The 17,832-nt window shown below is 69.8% G+C and carries 17 protein-coding genes; 7 read left to right on the top strand and 10 right to left on the bottom strand.

What is annotated here, in order from left to right; genetic code table 11:
* Positions 1 to 72 precede the first annotated feature (72 nt).
* Positions 73 to 357, bottom strand: coding sequence for a hypothetical protein (locus ACODR1_RS00685; RefSeq protein ID WP_488878728.1), 285 nt, complete (start codon positions 355 to 357; stop codon positions 73 to 75).
* 44 nt (positions 358 to 401) lie between these two features.
* The gene (locus tag ACODR1_RS00680) at positions 402 to 1,343 is read right to left on the bottom strand and encodes a LysR family transcriptional regulator (protein WP_488878727.1); all 942 of its coding nucleotides are present in this window, start codon (positions 1,341 to 1,343) and stop codon (positions 402 to 404) included.
* Between the two features lie 99 nt (positions 1,344 to 1,442).
* Between ACODR1_RS00680 and ACODR1_RS00675 the strand changes: the two genes are divergently transcribed.
* From ACODR1_RS00675 to ACODR1_RS00660, 4 genes are all read left to right on the top strand, one after another.
* The gene (locus ACODR1_RS00675; protein ID WP_488878726.1) at positions 1,443 to 2,609 is read left to right on the top strand and encodes an MFS transporter; all 1,167 of its coding nucleotides are present in this window, start codon (positions 1,443 to 1,445) and stop codon (positions 2,607 to 2,609) included.
* Positions 2,610 to 2,791: 182 nt separating this feature from the next.
* Positions 2,792 to 3,559, top strand: a complete 768-nt coding sequence (locus ACODR1_RS00670; RefSeq protein WP_488878725.1) for a sulfite exporter TauE/SafE family protein — start codon at positions 2,792 to 2,794, stop codon at positions 3,557 to 3,559.
* A gap of 86 nt (positions 3,560 to 3,645) precedes the next feature.
* A complete protein-coding gene (trhA, locus tag ACODR1_RS00665) occupies positions 3,646 to 4,311 on the top strand; it encodes a PAQR family membrane homeostasis protein TrhA (protein WP_058350211.1) in 666 nt (221 codons plus the stop codon).
* A gap of 4 nt (positions 4,312 to 4,315) precedes the next feature.
* The gene (locus ACODR1_RS00660) at positions 4,316 to 5,572 is read left to right on the top strand and encodes a patatin-like phospholipase family protein (protein WP_488878724.1); all 1,257 of its coding nucleotides are present in this window, start codon (positions 4,316 to 4,318) and stop codon (positions 5,570 to 5,572) included.
* Here the strand turns inward: ACODR1_RS00660 and ACODR1_RS00655 are convergent.
* The gene (locus ACODR1_RS00655; RefSeq protein WP_488878723.1) at positions 5,544 to 6,155 is read right to left on the bottom strand and encodes a hypothetical protein; all 612 of its coding nucleotides are present in this window, start codon (positions 6,153 to 6,155) and stop codon (positions 5,544 to 5,546) included. The two genes, ACODR1_RS00660 and ACODR1_RS00655, sit on opposite strands and share 29 nt — an antisense overlap.
* Before the next feature lie 139 nt (positions 6,156 to 6,294).
* On the opposite strand from ACODR1_RS00655, the gene ACODR1_RS00650 reads away from it, so the two are divergent.
* The gene (locus tag ACODR1_RS00650) at positions 6,295 to 6,735 is read left to right on the top strand and encodes a copper-binding protein (RefSeq protein WP_488878722.1); all 441 of its coding nucleotides are present in this window, start codon (positions 6,295 to 6,297) and stop codon (positions 6,733 to 6,735) included.
* 7 nt (positions 6,736 to 6,742) lie between these two features.
* On the opposite strand, the gene ACODR1_RS00645 is transcribed toward ACODR1_RS00650, so the two are convergent.
* Positions 6,743 to 7,477 (bottom strand): SDR family NAD(P)-dependent oxidoreductase, encoded by a 735-nt coding sequence (locus ACODR1_RS00645; RefSeq protein ID WP_488878721.1) that lies wholly within the window; start codon positions 7,475 to 7,477, stop codon positions 6,743 to 6,745.
* Between the two features lie 104 nt (positions 7,478 to 7,581).
* Between ACODR1_RS00645 and ACODR1_RS00640 the strand changes: the two genes are divergently transcribed.
* Entirely contained in the window at positions 7,582 to 7,983 is a 402-nt protein-coding gene (locus ACODR1_RS00640; RefSeq protein ID WP_488878720.1) for a winged helix-turn-helix transcriptional regulator, read from the top strand.
* Positions 7,984 to 8,150: 167 nt separating this feature from the next.
* Here ACODR1_RS00640 and ACODR1_RS00635 read toward each other — a convergent pair whose 3' ends face one another.
* The 6 genes from ACODR1_RS00635 to ACODR1_RS00610 form a co-directional block, all read right to left on the bottom strand.
* Complete coding sequence (locus ACODR1_RS00635; protein ID WP_488878719.1) at positions 8,151 to 8,474, bottom strand: hypothetical protein; 324 nt, start codon at positions 8,472 to 8,474, stop codon at positions 8,151 to 8,153.
* A gap of 95 nt (positions 8,475 to 8,569) precedes the next feature.
* Positions 8,570 to 9,403 (bottom strand): lipid A-modifier LpxR family protein, encoded by an 834-nt coding sequence (locus ACODR1_RS00630; RefSeq protein WP_488878718.1) that lies wholly within the window; start codon positions 9,401 to 9,403, stop codon positions 8,570 to 8,572.
* A gap of 367 nt (positions 9,404 to 9,770) precedes the next feature.
* Complete coding sequence (locus ACODR1_RS00625; protein WP_488878900.1) at positions 9,771 to 11,645, bottom strand: ribonucleoside-diphosphate reductase subunit alpha; 1,875 nt, start codon at positions 11,643 to 11,645, stop codon at positions 9,771 to 9,773.
* Positions 11,646 to 12,249: 604 nt separating this feature from the next.
* Positions 12,250 to 13,449, bottom strand: a complete 1,200-nt coding sequence (locus ACODR1_RS00620; protein ID WP_488878717.1) for an OmpA family protein — start codon at positions 13,447 to 13,449, stop codon at positions 12,250 to 12,252.
* A gap of 351 nt (positions 13,450 to 13,800) precedes the next feature.
* Positions 13,801 to 15,579 (bottom strand): cation:proton antiporter domain-containing protein, encoded by a 1,779-nt coding sequence (locus ACODR1_RS00615; protein ID WP_488878716.1) that lies wholly within the window; start codon positions 15,577 to 15,579, stop codon positions 13,801 to 13,803.
* 32 nt (positions 15,580 to 15,611) lie between these two features.
* Positions 15,612 to 15,872, bottom strand: coding sequence for a helix-turn-helix domain-containing protein (locus ACODR1_RS00610; RefSeq protein WP_101716119.1), 261 nt, complete (start codon positions 15,870 to 15,872; stop codon positions 15,612 to 15,614).
* A 71-nt stretch (positions 15,873 to 15,943) separates the two neighbouring features.
* Between ACODR1_RS00610 and ybaL the strand changes: the two genes are divergently transcribed.
* Entirely contained in the window at positions 15,944 to 17,593 is a 1,650-nt protein-coding gene (ybaL, locus tag ACODR1_RS00605; protein WP_488878715.1) for a YbaL family putative K(+) efflux transporter, read from the top strand.
* The last annotated feature ends 239 nt before the right edge of the window (positions 17,594 to 17,832 follow it).

Raw genomic sequence — 17,832 nt, 5'->3', positions numbered from 1 at the left:
CCTCTCTCTAAGAGAGAGGGAAACCGAACTGCGCCAGCGCCGGGCCGGCTACGCCCAGCAGCGCGAGCGCGATCAGCGGGGCGCGCATGCCGCCGCCTCTATCTCTTGCAGGGCCCGGGTGATCTCGCCCAGCGCCCCGTCCGGGGCGGCCACGGGGTCGTAGGCCAGGTCATAAGCCAGATCGTGCAGCAGTTCCCCCACCGCCGCCTCTTCCGCGTCCCAGATCAAGGCCTGAAGCGCGAAGATCTGCGACTTGGTCGGCGCCACGCCGGCGGCGACCAGATCGCGCAGGACCTGCACGATCTGCGGCGTAGCCGCGGCATGCGCCGGAGCAGGGATCTTGGTAGGCGCCTTCATGCTGTAACCCTAGCGTTGACGCAGCCGTCCCGCCAATCCCCTGCCTAGCTCCCGAACTGCTCCAGCGCCGCCGGTTCGCCGCGGCCCACGCTCATCGCCGCCGCCAGCCAGTCGATGAACACCCGCACCCGGGCCGGCAGCTGACCGCCGTGGCCGACATAGACGGCGTGGATCTGCTCGACGTCGCCGGGGTTGAAGGCCTCCAGCACCGGAACCAGGCGGCCGGCGGCGATGTCGGGCCCCACATGGATCACCGACAGCCGGGCGATCCCCTGGCCGGCCAGGGCCAGGGTGCGGGCGCTCTCGCCGTCGCCGACCTCGGCCCGGCCGTGGACCGGGCGAAAGGCGACTTCGCCGTCGATCTGGAAGCCCCACGAGTCGCAGTGGCGGGCGAAGTTGAAGGTCACCAGTTCCTGGCCGCCCAGGTCGTCGGGATGGGCGGGCGTTCCGGCCCGGGCCAGGTAGGCAGGCGAGGCGACCAGCACCATGCGGCTCTGCGCGATCTTGCGGGCCATCAGCTGCGAGGCCCGCATCGGCCCCACCCGAATGGCCACGTCGGCGCGCTCGTCCATCAGGTCGATCACCTGGTCGGTGACGGTGATGTCGAGCTGGATCTCAGGGTGCTCGGCCAGGAACCTCGGCGCCAGCGGCAGCAGGTAGTGCTGGCCGAACGGCACGCTGGAATTGACCCGCACCCGGCCGCGCGGAACGGCGCTGGCGGCCACGGCGCGCTCGGCCTCGTCAAGATCGGCCAGCACCCGCAGCGACCGCTCGTGGAAGGTCTGGCCCTCGGCGGTGAGGATCAGCTTGCGGGTCGAGCGGTTGACCAGCCGCGCGCCCAGCCGCGCCTCCAGGCGGGCCACCAGCTTGCTGACCGCCGACGGCGTCATCCGAAGCGAGCGCGCCGCGGCCGAGAAGCCGCCCTGCTCGACCACCCGGGCGAAGACCTCCATCTCGGCCGTACGATTGATTTCCTGCCGCGCCATCGTGCCTTCACGTCACAAGTGATAGTCTTTTCGGCAATCTAATTCATCGAAGACACCAGCGCTATCTGACGGCTCGAACAATCATCGGAGCCGGCAGCCATGCCTCTCGCCCTCTACGCCCTGACCGTCGGCGCCTTCGGGATCGGCGTCACGGAATTCGTCATCATGGGCCTGCTGATGCAGGTCTCCGCCGATCTCGGCGTCTCGATCCCCACGGCCGGCTGGCTGATGACCGGCTATGCGCTGGGCGTCTTCGTCGGCGCGCCGATCCTCACCCTGGCCACCCGCCGCCTGCCGCCCAAGACCACCCTTCTGGCCCTGATGGCCATCTTCACCCTGGGCAACCTGGTCGCCGCCCTGGCCCCCAACTTCGGCATACTGATGGGCGCGCGGATCATCACCGCCCTGGCCCACGGCACCTTCTTCGGCGTCGGCTCGCTGGTCGCCGTCTCGCTGGTGCCGCCCGAGCGCAAGGCCTCGGCGATCGCCATCATGTTCACCGGCCTGACCCTGGCCACCCTTCTGGGCGTGCCGTTCGGCGCGTGGCTGGGCCTGGCCTTCGGCTGGCGCTCGACCTTCTGGGCGGTGACCGCCATCGGCGCCGTCGCCCTGGTCGTGCTGGCCCTGCTGGTGCCCAGGGGCGAGAAGGCCGCGCAACCCGCCGCCCTGAAGGAAGAGTTCGCGGTCCTCGCCCGTCCGCAGGTGCAGCTGGGCCTGGCCATGACCGTGCTGGGCTTCGGCGGCGTCTTCGCGGTGTTCACCTACATCCAGCCGATCCTGACCGAGCTGGCCGGCTTCTCGAAGGCCGCCGTCTCGCCGATCCTGCTGGTGTTCGGCGCGGGCCTGGTGGCCGGAAACCTCGTTGGCGGCCGCTGGGCCGACAAGCGGCTGAACACGGCCCTGGCCGGCAGCATCGCCATACTGACCGTGGTCATGCTGGCCGCCGGCTGGGCGTTCCACGACAAGGTCGGCGCGGTCCTGGCCGCCTTCCTGCTGGGCGCGGCCGCCTTCGCCACCGTCGCCCCGCTGCAGATGCGGGTGCTGAGCCAGGCCGGCGGCGCGGGCCAAGGCCTGGCCTCCAGCCTCAACATCGCCGCCTTCAACCTCGGCAACGCCATCGGCGCGGCCCTGGGCGGCGCGGTGATCGCCCATGGCCTCGGCCTCTCGGCCATCGCCCCGATCGCGGCCCTGGTGCCCCTGGGCGCCCTGGTCCTGGCCGGGATCAGCCTCGGCCTCGAGCGCAAGACCCGGCTGGCGACGGCGTAGAGACTTAGCTCCTCCCCGCTCCAAAGCGAGGGAGGAGAGTTTCAGCGGAAGCTGAAAAGACCCCCTCCGGCCCTTCGGGCCACCTCCCCCAGAGGGGGAGGATCTTGATCGACGCCTCGCCCAGATGCTCCCCCTCTGGGGGAGCTGTCGCGTAGCGACTGAGGGGGTGCTAAAGCCCCGCCATGCTCACCGACCCCTTCTTCTACGCCGTCGCCATTCCCGCCGTGATCCTGGTGGGGCTGGCCAAGGGCGGGTTCGCGGGGATCGGCGTGGTGGCCACACCGTTGATGGCCCTGGCGGTCGGGCCGGTGAAAGCCGCGGCGATCCTGCTGCCGCTCTTGATCGTGCAGGACGTCGTCGGGGTCTGGGCCTATCGCAAGACCTGGGACAAGGGCCTGTTGATCCTGATGACCCCGCCGGCGGCTTTCGGCATCTTCCTGGGCTGGGCGCTGGCGGCCCTGGTGTCGTCGGCGGCGGTGGAGCTGGCGGTGGGCCTCGTCTCCATCCTGTTCGCCGCCCAGCGGCTGTGGGCCGAGCGGGCGGTCAAGGCCGCGGCCGCCATCGAGACCAGCCCCGCCCGGCCGTGGCTGGGCGTGCTGTGCGGCATGGCCTCGGGCTTCACCAGCCAGATCGCCCACGCCGGCGGCCCGCCGTTTCAGATCTACGTGCTGCCGCGCCGCCTGCCGCGCGACGTCTTCGTCGGCACCAGCGCCATCTTCTTCGCCGTGGTCAACTGGATGAAGCTGCCGGCCTATATCGCCCTGGGCCAGTTCACGCCGCAGGTCCTGGCCACCGTGGCCGTGCTGCTGCCGGTGGCGATCGCCTCGACCTGGGCCGGCGTGCTGCTGGTGCGCAAGGTGCCGGCCGAGGGCTTCTACAAGGTGATCTACGTTCTTCTGATCCTCGTCGGAACCAAGCTGGCCTGGGACGGCTTCTTCGGACTGGCATGACGATTGGTCACGCTTGCGCGCCGCCCTTTCGGCGCCATGATGATCGCCGTTTATACGTCATCGAATTTGAGTAGGCTGGGCGGGCCATGACGATCTCCGACTTCACCAAGCACTACCCGACGACGGGCGCCAAGCTGGCCGACCTGATCGTGCACCTCGCCGGCCTGGCCTGCGCCCTGCTGGGCGGCGGCATCCTGCTGGGCCTGGCCTTCGGCCTGGGCTCGCTAGGCCAGATGGCCGCCATCGGCGTCTACACCATCGGCCTGGTGACCATGCTGTCGCTGTCGACCGCCTACAACTTCTCCAAGGCGCGCTGGCAGCCGCTGCTGCGCCGCTTCGACCACGCCGGCATCTTCATCATGATCGCCGCGTCCTACACGCCCTTCACCACCCAGAACCTCGAGGGCTGGTGGGCGATCGGCATGACCACGGCGGTGTGGAGCGTCGCGGCCCTGGGCGTTGCGGCCAAGCTGTTCCTGCCCGGCCTCGACAAGCGCTTCTGGGTCGGCCTCTACATGGCCATGGGGTGGCTGGTGCTGGTCGCCATCAAGCCGATGATCGAGGGCCTGTCCTGGGTGGCCCTGCTGCTGCTGGCCATCGGCGGCCTGGTCTATTCCACCGGCACGGTCTTCTACCTGATGCGCCGGCTGAAGTTCCGCCGCGCCATCTGGCACGGCCACGTGATCGGCGGGGCCGGCCTGCACTACGCGGCCGTGCTGGTCGGGGTCGTCCTGGCCGGCGCCCGGGCCTGACCCCATGGAACGCGGAGGGGACCGCGGGGGCGACAACAAGATCACCATCCAGGGCTTCTTCCGCGACTGGAAGGGTCCCGACCCGTTGCGTGGCAAGCGCCTGCCCGCCCCGCCGGCCGACGCCCACGTCGAGGCGCTCGACTTCCCCGGCGTGCGGCTGTCGATCGAACAGGCCGAGGACGCGCTGAAGGCCGCCGCCGATCGACTGGCGCCGGTGCGCTCGCTGATCGGCGTCGACGAATTCAACATTCTCGCCCTGTCCGGCGGCGCAGCCGGCGGCGCCTATGGCGCGGGCGTGCTGACGGGGCTGACCAAGGCCGGCCGGCGGCCCGACTTCGCCATCGTCACCGGCGTCTCGACCGGCGCCCTGATCGCGCCCCTGGCCTTCCTGGGTCCCGCCTGGGACGACCGCCTGACCGAGGCCTATCTGGGCGGCCGCGCCGCCGAACTGCTCAGCCTGCGGCGCCTCGCCCCCGCCCTCGGCCCCAGCATCTTCAAGGGCGAGAGCCTGGACGCCCTGGTCGAGCCCTTCGTCGACGAGGCGATGATCGAGGCCGTCGCCGCCGAGCACGCCAAGGGCCGGCGACTGCTGATCGCCACCACCAACCTCGACAACCAGCGGGCCTCGATCTGGGACATGGGCGCCATCGCCAAGCGCGGCGGTCCCGAAGCCGCCAAGCTGTTCCGCGAGGTCCTGGTCGCCTCGGCCAGCGTGCCAGGGCTGTTTCCGCCCAAGATGTTCGACGTCGAGGCCAATGGCGAGCGGCGCCAGGAGATGCACGTGGACGGCGGCGTGGCCGCGCCGCTGTTCCTGATGCCCGACGCCCTGCTGCACTGGCGCAACCTGGGCCAGCGCCTGCGCCGGGGGCGGGTCTATGTCATCGTCAACACGGTGCTGGACCCCTCGCCGCGCTCGACCCCGCCGGGGGTGGCCTCGATCATGGGCCGCAGCTTCGAGACCATGCTGCGCTTCTCCTACCGCCAGGCCCTGAGCCTGGCCGAGGGCTTCTGCACGCGCCACAACCTGCCGCTCAGCGTGGCCTCGATCCCGGGCGACTTCGACGGCTTCAACATGCTGCGGTTCGAGACCTCGACCATGCGGAAGATCTACGACGCGGCCGAGGCCCTGGCGATGGAGGACAAGGTCTGGGCCAGCCCCGTGCTGGAGCCGACCGGCTGGCGCGGCCTGTTCAAGCGGGCCGGCAACCGGCCCAAGCCCGAGCCCGGCGCGATCAGCCTGGATCCGACCAGCGACGGCTGAGGGCGCGCCGGCGCTTCCAGGCCCGCTCCTCCGCTTCCTGGATGAGCTGGAACAGGCCGGCAAAGCCGATGAAGGCCAGAAGGCCCGGCAGGAACAGGAAGTCCGGATCGCTCATCTGTTCCAGCAGCGCGCCCTTGTCGCGCCAGGAGCGCAGCTGCTCGTCGGCGGCGAACAGGACACCCCCGCCCATCTGGGCGTGGACCAGCACGTTGCGCATCCGACCCGTTCGCGTGTGCTCGGCCCCGTAGGTCGCGGTCAGGCGATAGGTCCGCCCGGCTCCAAGGCCTAGCCGTGACAGGCCCTCATGCAGGCAAGGACGCGGCTTCCTCGCCGCCAGCGGCGCGCAATGGAGCGTGATGGCGCGGCCGTCGGAAAGCTTGAGCACGTAGGCCGCGTCGGGCTTGGGCTCGGTCGGGACCCAGACCGCGCCCTCCACCCCGCGGATGTAGCCCGGCAGCCAGATCGGCGGCGGACCGAACAGGGCGTAAAGCGCCGGCCAGGCCAGAACTGCGGCCAGGACGAGACAGAGCGTCGTCCACACGCCCCCGATCCGGCCGCCCACCTTGTTCTTCACGCCGCTCATCGCCGCCCCGCCCGCGATCCGCTTCTAGGTCGCGGGCCGGATCCGGTCGAGCCCGGATTGCAGGCGCGAAACCGAGCGCAGTCATCGTGCAGCACTCGGCCGCTAGGCAGGGCTTGCTCCAGTCACGCTCGATCCGGTCATGCGCAAGTTCATCCTCCCCGCCCTCGCCGTCGCCCTCCTCGCCACGACCGCCCACGCCCAGCCGCCCGGGGGCGGCCGGGGCCCGGGCGGCGGCCCTGGCCCGGGATCTGGACCAGGCGGGGGCAAGCAGGCCGATCTCGACAAGGTGGTGATCGTCGGCGTCGTGCGGGCCATCGATCCGGCGACCGACCGGGTGACCATCGCCTACGCGGCCAACGAGGCGCTGAACTGGCCGGCCGGAACCATGCCGTTCGCCACGGCCAAGCCGGGCATGCTGGGCGGCGTCGCGGTCGGCCAGGCGGTGCGCTTCTCCCTGTCGAACCATCGCATCGCCGCCTTCCTCCCGGACGGCGGCCTCGGCGCCCCGGACGGGCCTCCGCCGCCGGGCGGCGAAGGCTCCGGCGACGGGAACGACCGGCCCCCGCCGCCTCCGCGCTGACGAGCGTTCAGACCTGGGCCAGGCCGCCGTCGACGAACACCTCGCCGCCGGTCATGAAGCTGGAGTCCGACGAGGCCAGGAACCCGGCAACCGCGCCGGTCTCGGCCGGATCGCCCATGCGGCCCAGCACCGTCGAGGCGCCCATGGCCGCCACGCCCTCGTCGCCCAGCACCTCCTGGGCCAGTTCCGTGGTGATCGGACCCGGCGACATCACGTTGACGCGCACGCCCGTACCGCGCAGGTCCAGCGCCCAGCTGCGCGCCAGGTTACGCACGGCGGCCTTGGTGGCGCTGTAGATACTGAAGGCCGGGGTGCCCATCACCCCGGTGCTCGACCCGGTCAGGATGATCGAGCCGCCTTGCCCCATCAGCGGCAAAGCCTTCTGCACGGTGAACACCAGACCCTTCACATTGAGGTCGAAGATCTGGTCGTAGTGCTCGACCGTGATCTCGCCGAGCGGCGCGAACGAGCCCGTGCCGGCGTTGGCCAGCACGATGTCGAGCCCGCCGCGCTCGGCCTTCACCGTCTCGTACAGGCGGTCCAGGTCGGCTAGGTCGGTCACCGAACCGCGCACGGCGCGGGCGTTGGGGCCCAGTTCCTTCAGGGCCGCGTCCAGCGCCTCCTGCCGACGTCCGAAGATGTAGACGAACGCGCCTTCCTCGACGAAGCGCTTGGCCGCGCCCAGGCCGATGCCGGTTGCGCCGCCGGTGATCACGGCGGTCTTGCCTTGAAGTCTGCTCATGTCCTGCCTCCTTTGCTGTGGCGGCAAGGGAGTTGGCGACCTACATACCTTTCAACAAGTATGCACCTTTTGGTAAGTGCCAAGAAAGTTTGGATCCCCAGACCATGAGCGACGCTCCCCTCTGCGCGACCGGCTTCAGCTGCGGGCTGGACGCCACGCTTCGGGTGATCTCCGGCAAGTGGAAGCCGCTGATCCTCTATTTCCTGCTGCAGGGCCCCACCCGCTACGGCGAGCTGCGCCGGGCCGTGCGGGGGGTCAGCGACAAGGTGCTGATTCAGCAGCTCAAGGAGCTGGAGGGCGACGACCTGATCGTGCGCACCGACTACAAGGAGGTGCCGCCCAGGGTCGACTACAGCCTCACACCGCTGGGGCTGAGCCTGACCAAGGCGCTGGAGCCGCTGTGCCTGTGGGGAACCGAGAACATGGCCGAGGTGGCCAGGGTGCTCGCCCAGCGCCAGAGCTGGCCGGGACGGGCGGGAGAGCCAAGCTCGGCTTCAGCTTCTTGAGACCGTCACCCCGGCCGTACGCCCGCCAAGCGGGCGGGCGCGGCGAACCCAGGCGCGGCGCCCGGTCGCCGGGATCCCGGACAAGCGCTGCGCGCTTTCCGGGATGACGGCTTTGGGCATTTCGATCTTTCGCCTCCGTCCCATCGGACTCGGACGCGAGACGGGCCTCAGCCGGCCTTCTTCAGGTAACGGGCGCGCAGCTTGGCCACATTCGGCGGATCGGCGCGGAAGTCCGAGGCCAGGCCCAGGCGGGCGTTGCACGAGGGACAGCGCACGTGGTCGCCGTCGTCCAGCTCGGCCGGCGGATCGAACCGGGTGCCGCAGGGCTTGCATTTCCAGTCGCCGACGGCCGGAGGCGGCGGCGGGGCCGGCTCGGGGGTCACCACCTTGACGGCCTTCTGCAGCCGCTCCAGCGGCGGCGGGCCGCCAGGCGCGGCGACGCCGCTCTTCAGGCTCAGGATCTTGCGGCGCGGGGGCTCGCTCTCGCTCATGACGCTCGACGATTTTGCGGACGGATCGACGCTAGCTGCATGATCGCGGCCGGAAACTCAAGCGCCGCGAGGCCGCAGCGCAAATCAAACGCCGGTCACCAATGCGGTTTGAGGCTGAACGACAGGGCCACGACCGAGTCTTCCTGGGTCGCCATGCCCATGATCTGGTCCTTGGCCTTGATCTCGCGGCGGATGTAGCCGACCGAGGCCTGCATCGGCCCGCGCCGCCAGCCCACGCCCGCCTGGGCGTCGCCGACCAGGCGGCTGCCGGTGTCGGAGGTGACGCCGGCCCGGGTCCAGTCGCCGTCCTGGCCGCGCAGCAGGTTCATGCCGACCAGCTGGCCGCTGGCGCCGGCGAACAGGTACCAGCGCCCGCGATCGCCGAAGGTCTCGCGACCGTCGCGCACGCCCAGGCCGCTGATCACCCGGTCCTCGACGCTCTTGCCGATGCGGACCATGCCGCCGGCCTCGGCCGAACCACCGGCCCCGCCGAAGCCCAGGCCCGCGTGCGGCGTGAAGTCGACCGCCAGCTTGCCGGCGCCGAACTTGACCGCGGCGGGCCACCCACGCGAGACGCTGACGTCGACGCTGTCGGCGTCGAAATTGGCCGCGCCCGGGCGCACCAGGCTGAGCGGCGCGCTCTGGGCCAGGCGCGAGGAGCTGGCGACGGACACGCGCACGGAGTCCACGCTGTGGCCGTTGTCGCCGACCACGTAGCTGCCCGAACGCCAGCTGACCGGCCCGCGCTCATTGTAGTAGCGATCGGCGTCCAGCAGGTTGGCGTCGCCATAGAGCGCCGCCGGCGAAACGGCGAACGGCTCGCCCTCGGCCTCGGTAGCCCGGGAGTCGACCGGGCGGGCGGCGAAGGCCGCGACCGACGGCGCGGCGGCCTGCGAGGGCTCGCGACGTGTCAGATCCAGTTTCTGCAAGGTAGGCGTAAGAGTCGGCGCCGCGGCGGCCGGCCTGGCCGTCGCCTTGCGCTTGCCCTTCCGGACAGCAGCTTCCGACGATGCCGCGGACAGCGCCAAACTGGCGCCGCAGCACGTCGCGATCGTCACGCAAACGATACGCATTGCGGATTCCCCAATCCCAATCCTGCCCACCGTATCCGCCTGATCGGATACGTCCACCGGGAAAACGCCGGCGTTCGGTGAACAGCTTGTGACGGTAATTGTTCCGCGCAGAAAAACAGCGGCGCGATATGTCGCGCCGCTGTGGTTAATCGTCGCTGGAGTGGAGCGCGGCGAGCGGCGAGAGCGCTTACTCTCTCACCTGCCGCGCCCTGGTCCGCCCGCCTTACTGGCAGGCGAGGCATTCCTCGTAGTCGGTCTTGCCCGGGGCGTCGAAGCCTGCGGAGACCGCTTCCTCCTTGCCGTCGGCGCCGGCGTAGGCCGCGCGCTGAACCGACTTGGAGCGCAGGTAGTAGAGGCTTTTGACGCCGCGTTCCCAGGCCATCCAGTGCAGCATGTGCAGGTCCCACTTGTCGACGTCGCCCGGCAGGAAGACGTTGACCGACTGGCTCTGGCAGATTTCCGGCGTGCGGTCGGCGGCCAGTTCGACCACCCAGCGCTGGTCCAGTTCGAAGGCGGTCTTGTAGACGTCCTTCTCGTCCTGGCTCAGGAACTCCAGGTGCTGGACCGAGCCTTCGTTCTCCAGGATCGAGCCCCAGACCACGTCGGTGTTCTGGCCCTTCTCCTCGAGCAGCTTCTCCAGGTAGGGGTTCTTCACCGCGAACGAGCCCGACAGGGTCTTGTGGGTGTAGATGTTGGCCGGGATCGGCTCGATGCCCGCCGAGGTGCCGCCGCAGATGATCGAGATCGAGGCGGTCGGGGCGATGGCCAGCTTGTGCGAGAAGCGCTCCTTGGAGCCGCGGTCGGCGGCGTCGGGGCACGGACCCTTTTCCTCGCCCAGCGCCAGGCTGGCCTTGTCGGCCTCGCGGCGCAGGTGCTTGAACATCCGCATGTTCCAGCTCTTGGCCAGGGCGCTCTCGAACGGCACGTTCTGGCTTTGCAGGAACGAGTGGAAGCCCATCAGGCCCAGACCCACCGAACGCTCGCGCATGGCGGCGTAGGCGGCGGTCGAGGCCGCGTCCGGAGCGCGATCGATGAAGTCCTGCAGGACGTTGTCGAGGAAGCGCATGACGTCCTCGATGAAGGTCGGGTGGTCGCGCCACTCCAGGAAGGTCTCGGCGTTGACGCTCGACAGGCAGCACACCGCGGTGCGCTCCTGGCCCAGGTGGTCGGTGCCGGTGTGCAGCATGATCTCGCTGCACAGGTTCGACTGGCGCACCTTCAGGCCCAGCTCGCGCTGGAACGACGGCATGGCGCGGTTCACGCTGTCGGAGAAGATCAGGTAGGGCTCGCCGGTCTGCAGGCGCAGCTCGAGGATCTTCTGCCACAGGCCGCGGGCGTCGACTTCACGCAGCACTTCGTTGGTCTTGGGCGAGCGCAGGCCGAACTTCTGGCCGTCGCGCACGGCGTGCATGAACTCGTCGGAGATCGAGATGCCGTGGTGCAGGTTCAGGGACTTGCGGTTGAAGTCGCCCGAGGCCTTGCGGATCTCGAGGAACTCTTCGATCTCCGGGTGGTGGATGTCGAGATAGACCGCGGCCGAACCACGGCGCAAGCTGCCCTGCGAGATGGCCAGCGTCAGCGAGTCCATCACGCGGATGAAGGGGATGATGCCCGAGGTCTGGCCCTGGCCCTTGACCTTCTCGCCGATCGAGCGGACTCCGCCCCAGTAGGTGCCGATGCCGCCGCCGTTGGCCGCCAGCCAGACGTTCTCGTTCCAGACGCCCAGGATGCCGTCGAGGCTGTCGTTGACGGCGTTGAGGAAGCAGCTGATCGGCAGGCCGCGATCGGCGCCGCCGTTGCTGAGCACCGGCGTGGCCGGCATGAACCACAGGCGGCTCATGTAGTCGTAGACGCGCTGGGCGTGGTCGGCGTCGTCGGCGAAGGCCGTCGACACGCGCGCGAACATGTCCTGGTAGGACTCGCCCGGCAGCAGATAGCGGTCTTCCAGCGTGGTCTTGCCGAAATCGGTCAGGAGCGCGTCGCGCGAACGGTCCACCTGGACCTTGCGCACCAGCGCCAGCGCCGGACGTTCCTTGAAGGCCGACGCAGGGCGCGCGGCAGGTTGAATCTTGGTCGCTTCACCAGCGGTCATGAGCAGAACCCGTCCATTTACCATGCGCTTGCGAGAAGCCGTCCGCTTCCCGCCAAGCCGCTAGATATAGTAGGGCGTTGCGCCCCCAGAGCCCATATATGGGGCCACAGGCGCCGCCGCTTCGTCAACGGGTAGGAACGCCTCCGAGGCGAGTTTTTCGTTAACAACCTGTGAACGCGTCGAGGTTCTCGGTGTGGATCAAGGGGTTGCCCACACGATAATTTTTCGCCGCGTCAACGCGCCGCACCAGCGTTAACGAAACTCCGCGACCGGAGCGCCTTTGCACCCGTCGATTCCGGATTCTTCGGAAGGGTTCGGAGCAAAAAAGAGCGGGGATATCTGGGGCCGGCATCACCAGAAAGCCCTCCCCCTTGATGGGGGAGGGTTGGGTGGGGGTGGCGCGGCGGCGGAAGCCTGGCGCTGTGGCCGGCTCAGCAGATCACCCCCATCCCCGGCCCTTCCCCCATCAAGGGGAAGGGAGAGCAGGCCAACGCCGGACTTCGTCCCCCTCCCCCGCAAGCGGGGGAGGATCAAAAGCAAAAGGCCCCGGAGTTTCCTCCGGGGCCTTCGCATTCGTCGGGAAGCCTAGAACTTCCGTCCGACCTCGATCTTAGAAGTTGATCGAGATGGTCGAACGACGGTTCAGCGGTTCCTTCACGCCGTCGCCGGTGGCGACGGCCGGGGCGGTTTCACCCTTCCAGTCGACCGCCAGGGTCTGCTGGGCGACGCCCAGACCGACCAGGGCGTCAGCCACGGCCTTCGCACGACGTTCCGACAGGCGGACGTTGTACTTCGGCGAGCCCGAGGTGTCGGTGTGACCGACGACCACGATGCGGGTGGCCTTGCCGTCGTTGGCGTACTTGGCCGCTTCCGAAACCACCGACTGGGCTTCCGGCGTCAGCACGTACTGATCGAACGGGAAGTAGACGATGAATTCCTTGGCCTCGAACGGAGCCGGAGCCGGCGGAGGCGGCGGCGGCGGCGGGGGAGGCGGCGGCGGGGGCGGAGGAGGCGGCGGCGGCGGCGGGGGCGGCGGCGGGGGCGGCGGAGCCGCGAACGAGTACCGCAGGCCGACCGTCAGCGACTGGTCCTTATACTGGCCTTCGAAGGTGCCGGGCTGCAGAGCGCCCGAACCGGTCGACTTCCAGCTGTGGTCGTCGGTGGCGAAGTAACGGTAGGTGACGTCGAGCTTCAGCTTGTCGGTCGCCTTCCAGGCCAGACCGGCGATGCCTTGCCAGGCGATCGCGATGTCGTCGTCGTCGACCGTCAGGTTCTGGATGGCGGCTTGGCCGGTCGGAACGCCCGAGAATTGACCCAGGGTCTTGACGTCCAGGCGGTTGACGCCGAGGCCGGCGCCGACGAACGGGTTGATCTTGGCGTCCGGCGCGAAGTCGTACAGGACGTTGAACATCAGCGACCACGACTCGACCGAGCCTTCCGGCGAACCGCACTTCGGGTTCGTGGCCGAGCGCGTCACACCCGGGGTGCAGAGCGCGATCGGCTGCTGACGGACGGGGTTGCCGCGGACGCCTTCCAGGTCGCCCGGACGGTAGCCGCCTTCGAGTTCAGCGCGCCAGTTCGGGGTGAACTGGTAGCCCAGACGCACGAAACCAGCCCAGTCGCTCTCCGACTTCCAGGTCCAGTGGTAGTGCTGACCGTCCGGAGCGTTGGCGTCCGACTCGCTGTTGATGCCCGTCGGCCAGTGGTAGCCGAGGTCGACCGCGCCGTACCAGCCGGTCTCTTGGGCCGAAGCGCCCGACGCGGCGAACACCGCGGCCAGGGCGGCTCCCGCCAGGAGTTTGAGTTTCATATCAAGAGCCCTCTATTGCCCTGCACGGCCCAACGGCCGAGCATCGTTATACCAAGGCGCGCGTCCCGCGAAAGTGTCGGCTCGGCAACACCGTCCAAAGTTTCACCGAGGCGGAAGTCCCCCGCGACACCTCGCGGTCACGCCTTGCGAATTCCCCGGCGCCGAATTCGGCGGCAAGGTCTCCTCGAAAGGCGCCCGCGCCCCTCGGTTCGCACGCAAAGCGTTTCCGCGCAAGGCCTTCCGTAGCGTCGGGCGGGCCTGAGACGCTGAAAAACAACGCAAACAGCCAAGTTCGAGGCGCGGTGTCGGGATACCTGCGCCGCCGAACGGCTCCGCTCCGGCCCCTCGGCCTCAGCCCGCGTCGCGCAGCCGCCGACGTCGGCCGCCCAGGGCGTCGGGGCGGTTGAGCACCTTTCGGTACTCGTCGCGGCGCTCATGGATCGAGGCGATCACCAGGCCCATCGGCACGCCGATGTCGACCAGAACGGCCTCAGAAAGCTGCAACGAGGCTTCGATGGTCTCGGGAACGGCGTCGGTGGCGCCAAGCTCGTAGAGGCGCGCGGCGTGGCGGGCGTCACGCGCGCGCGCGACGATGGTCAGGTCGGGCCGGTGGCCGCGAGCGGCCTCGACCACCGCCTCGGCCGCCTCCGGGCCGTCCATGGTGACGACCACCGCCCGGGCGTGGTCGAGGCCGCAGCGCTCGAGCAGCTCCACCCGCGCGGCGTCGCCGAAATAGACCCGGTGGCCGGCGCGGCGGCCCTGTTCGACCAGGCGCGGGTCGCGGTCGATGGCGATCCAGGGCAGCTCGTGGCGGTCGAGCATCTCCCCCACCAGCCGGCCGACCCGGCCGAAGCCCACCACCAGCACCCGGCCCTTGGGCTCTTCCACCGACAGGTCGACGCCGTCCGGCGCCTCGGTGGTCTCGGCCGGGGCCTTGCGCCCCAGTCGCGCGCCCACCCCGGTCAGCACCGGGATCAGGAACATGGTCAGGGTGGCGGCCACCAGCACCGCCTGGCCGATGGCCGGCTCGACCACCTCGGCGTCCATCGCGTTGGCCAGCAGCACGAAGGCGAACTCGCCGCCGGCCGCCAGGGCCAGGGCCGCCTCGCCCGAGGCGCGGTTGGACAGGCCGAACAGCTTGCCCAGGCCGAACACCATCACCGCCTTGACCGCCACCAGCCCGACCGCCGTGCCCAGCACCAGCACCGGCGAGGCGACCAGCAGCGACAGGTCCAGGCGAATGCCCAGCGACACGAAGAACAAGGAGAGCAGCAACCCCTTGAACGGCTCGATCTTGACCTCGACCTCGTGGCGATACTCGGTCTCGGCCAGCAGCACGCCGGCCACGAAGGCCCCCAGGGCCATCGACAGGCCCGACAGCGAGCTGACCAGGCCCGCGCTGATGATCACCAGCAGGCAGGCAGCCATGAACATCTCTTCGCTCTTGGCCTTGGCGACCGATCGCATCATCGGCCGCAGGGCCAGGCGGCCGACCAGCACGATGACGCCCAGGCCCAGGGCCGCCGGCAGCAGGGCCAGCAGGCCGCGGGCGTCGAACTCGCCGTGGCCGCGCCCCAGGATCGCCAGGGTGATCAGGATCGGGGCCACCGCCAGGTCCTGGAACAGCAGCACCGAGAAGGTCGCCCGCCCCCCTTCGGCGTGCAGGCGCTTGCGCTCGGCCAGCACCGGCACGGCGATGGCGGTGGACGACAGGGTCAGCGCCGAGCCGATGGCCAGGGCCGCCACCGGCGTCTGGCCCAGCATCATCGCCACCGCGCCCAACGCCAGCGAGCAGCCGATCACCTGGGCCGCGCCCAGGCCGAACACGTACTTGCGCAAGAGACGCAGCCGCTCCCACGACAGTTCCAGCCCGATCATGAACAGCAGGAAGACGACGCCGAACTCGGCCAGCTGGCCGATCTCGTCGGGATTGTCGACGGTGACGTAGTCGAGCCACGGCGCGACGCCGATCAACCGGCCCAGGCCGAACGGGCCCAGGATCACGCCGGCCAGCAGGAAACCGAGGATGGGGTTGATGCGAAGGCGCTTGAACAGCGGCGCGACGATCCCGGCCGTGGCCAGGAACAGGACCAGATCCTTGTAGTCCGCCGGTGAAACCTCGTGGTTCAACGCCCCAGCCCCTCCTCGATAGTTTCCTGCCTCTAGTCGACGACCATCTTCAGCCGCACGCCCGGACCGGGCTCGCCGGTCTCGGCCGCCGGGATCAGCACCGCGCCGCCCGTCTCCAGCGCCTCGATGAGGAGCCTTTCGGTGCTATGGTGCAAGGCGTGGCGCTCGGTCTCGAAGTCCTTCACCGTGCTGCGCGACACCCCCGCCTTGTCCGCGAGCTCGCCTTGCGACCAGTTGAGCAGCCCGCGGGCGCCCCGACACTGGGCAGGAAGGAGAATTTTTGCGTGTGGCATCTGGTGTCCCACGGGTTCGTCACCCATAATGGGTGAGTACGCCCGAAAAAGATGACCGTCAAGGAGGCCCTTTGCACCATACCTCGCTGATCGCCACCATCGTCGCGGGCCTGGGCCTGGCCTTCGTCTTCGGCGCGCTCGCCAATCGGTTGAAGCTGCCGGTGCTGGTCGGCTACCTGCTGGCGGGCGTCATCGTCGGGCCGTTCACGCCCGGCTACGTCGCCGACCAGCAACTGGCCCCGCAGCTGGCCGAGATCGGCGTCATCCTGCTGATGTTCGGCGTGGGCCTGCACTTCTCGGTCAAGGACCTGATGGCGGTGCGCAAGATCGCCATTCCCGGGGCGGTGGCCCAGATCACCGCCGCCACCCTGATGGGCGTGGGCCTGGCCGTGGCGCTGGGCTGGGGCTGGGGCGCGGGCGTGGTGTTCGGCCTGGCCCTGTCGGTGGCCTCGACCGTGGTGCTGCTGCGCGCCCTGCAGGAGCGCCGGCTGATCGAGACCGACCGCGGCCGCATCGCCGTCGGCTGGCTGATCGTCGAGGACCTGGCCATGGTGCTGGCGCTCGTTCTGTTGCCGGCGCTGTCGGGCGCTCTGGGCGGGGTCACCACCGCCCACGGCGCCGGCGGCATCGCCGGCGCCTTCGCCCTGACCATCGGCAAGGTCGCCGCGTTTGTCGCCTTCATGCTGATCGTCGGCCGCCGGGTCATTCCGTGGATCCTGCACCGCATCGCCCATACCGGCTCGCGCGAGCTGTTCCGCCTGGCGGTGCTGGCCATCGCGCTGGGGGTGGCGTTCGGCTCCGCCGCGCTGTTCGGCGTATCCTTCGCGCTGGGGGCCTTCTTCGCCGGCATGATCATGGCCGAGAGCGAGCTGTCGCATCAGGCCGCCAACGAGACCCTGCCGCTGCGCGACGCCTTCGCGGTGCTGTTCTTCGTCTCGATCGGCATGCTGTTCGACCCGATGGTGCTGCTGCGCGAGCCGCTGGCGGTGCTGGCCACGGTTGCGATCATCGTGCTGGGCAAGTCGGTGGCCGCCTATTTCATCGTCGTCGCCTTCAAGCGCCCGCGCAGCGTGGCCCTGACCATCTCGGTCAGCCTGGCCCAGATCGGCGAGTTCTCGTTCATCCTGGCGGGCCTGGGCGTGTCGCTGAAGCTGCTGCCGCCGGAAGGCCGCGACCTGATCCTGGCGGGCGCCATCCTGTCGATCCTGCTCAACCCGCTGCTGTTCGCCTGGCTCGACAAGGCGATGGTCAAGGTCTCGGCCCGCGAGGCGCCCCCGCCGGTGGCCGTCGCGGCCCAGCCGCACGCGGTGCTGGTCGGCTACGGCCGGGTCGGCAAGGCCGTGGCCGAGGGCCTGCGCAACCGCACCCCGCTGGTGGTCATCGAGGACGAGGTCGAGCGCGCCGCCGAACTGCGCGCGGCCGGCTACGAGGTGGTGCAGGGCAACGCCGTGCGCCCCGAGGTGCTGATGAAGGCGGGCCTGGAAAAGGCCACCCACGTCTTCGTGGCGGTGCCCAGTCCGTTCGAGGCGGCGCGGATCATCGAGCAGGCCCGCGCGGCCAATCCCGACGCCCGCATCATCGCCCGCGCCTACACCGACGCCGACGTCGAGCTCTTGGGCCAGATGGGCGCGACAGAGGCCCTGATCGGGGAGCAGGAGATCGCCCGCGGCATGCTCCAGCGGGCTCCGCGGCGCCAGCCGCCGCCGGCAGCGGCGCACTGAGATCCTCCCCCTCTGGGGGAGGCGGCCCGAAGGGCCGGAGGGGGGACGTTTTCAGCTGCCGGAGAGGTGGCCGGCTTCGCAGCCCCTCCCCTCTCCGTCGGCTTCGCCGACACCTCTCCCTTCAGGGAGAGGGTCCTGAAACGAGAAACGCCGCGACAGCCGAAGGGCCGTCGCGGCGTTTTCATTCGGGGTGAACACCCCCTCAGTCGCTCCGCGACAGCTCCCCCAGAGGGGAGCAT

The organism is Caulobacter sp. FG7 (genome assembly GCF_057808875.1).
The sequence above is the reverse complement of the archived record's forward strand: the minus strand, read 5'-3'. Positions and strand labels throughout refer to the sequence as shown.

Coding starts and splice junctions, on each gene's coding strand:
- ACODR1_RS00650 (WP_488878722.1), top strand. CDS start 6,295: ATGCGCAAGTTCATCCTCCCCGCCCTCGCCGTCGCCCTCCTCGCCACG.
- ACODR1_RS00655 (WP_488878723.1), bottom strand. CDS start 6,155: ATGAGCGGCGTGAAGAACAAGGTGGGCGGCCGGATCGGGGGCGTGTGG.
- ACODR1_RS00645 (WP_488878721.1), bottom strand. CDS start 7,477: ATGAGCAGACTTCAAGGCAAGACCGCCGTGATCACCGGCGGCGCAACC.
- ACODR1_RS00670 (WP_488878725.1), top strand. CDS start 2,792: ATGCTCACCGACCCCTTCTTCTACGCCGTCGCCATTCCCGCCGTGATC.
- ACODR1_RS00675 (WP_488878726.1), top strand. CDS start 1,443: ATGCCTCTCGCCCTCTACGCCCTGACCGTCGGCGCCTTCGGGATCGGC.
- trhA (WP_058350211.1), top strand. CDS start 3,646: ATGACGATCTCCGACTTCACCAAGCACTACCCGACGACGGGCGCCAAG.
- ACODR1_RS00660 (WP_488878724.1), top strand. CDS start 4,316: ATGGAACGCGGAGGGGACCGCGGGGGCGACAACAAGATCACCATCCAG.
- ACODR1_RS00680 (WP_488878727.1), bottom strand. CDS start 1,343: ATGGCGCGGCAGGAAATCAATCGTACGGCCGAGATGGAGGTCTTCGCC.
- ACODR1_RS00640 (WP_488878720.1), top strand. CDS start 7,582: ATGAGCGACGCTCCCCTCTGCGCGACCGGCTTCAGCTGCGGGCTGGAC.
- ACODR1_RS00635 (WP_488878719.1), bottom strand. CDS start 8,474: ATGAGCGAGAGCGAGCCCCCGCGCCGCAAGATCCTGAGCCTGAAGAGC.
- ACODR1_RS00685 (WP_488878728.1), bottom strand. CDS start 357: ATGAAGGCGCCTACCAAGATCCCTGCTCCGGCGCATGCCGCGGCTACG.
- ACODR1_RS00620 (WP_488878717.1), bottom strand. CDS start 13,449: ATGAAACTCAAACTCCTGGCGGGAGCCGCCCTGGCCGCGGTGTTCGCC.
- ACODR1_RS00610 (WP_101716119.1), bottom strand. CDS start 15,872: ATGCCACACGCAAAAATTCTCCTTCCTGCCCAGTGTCGGGGCGCCCGC.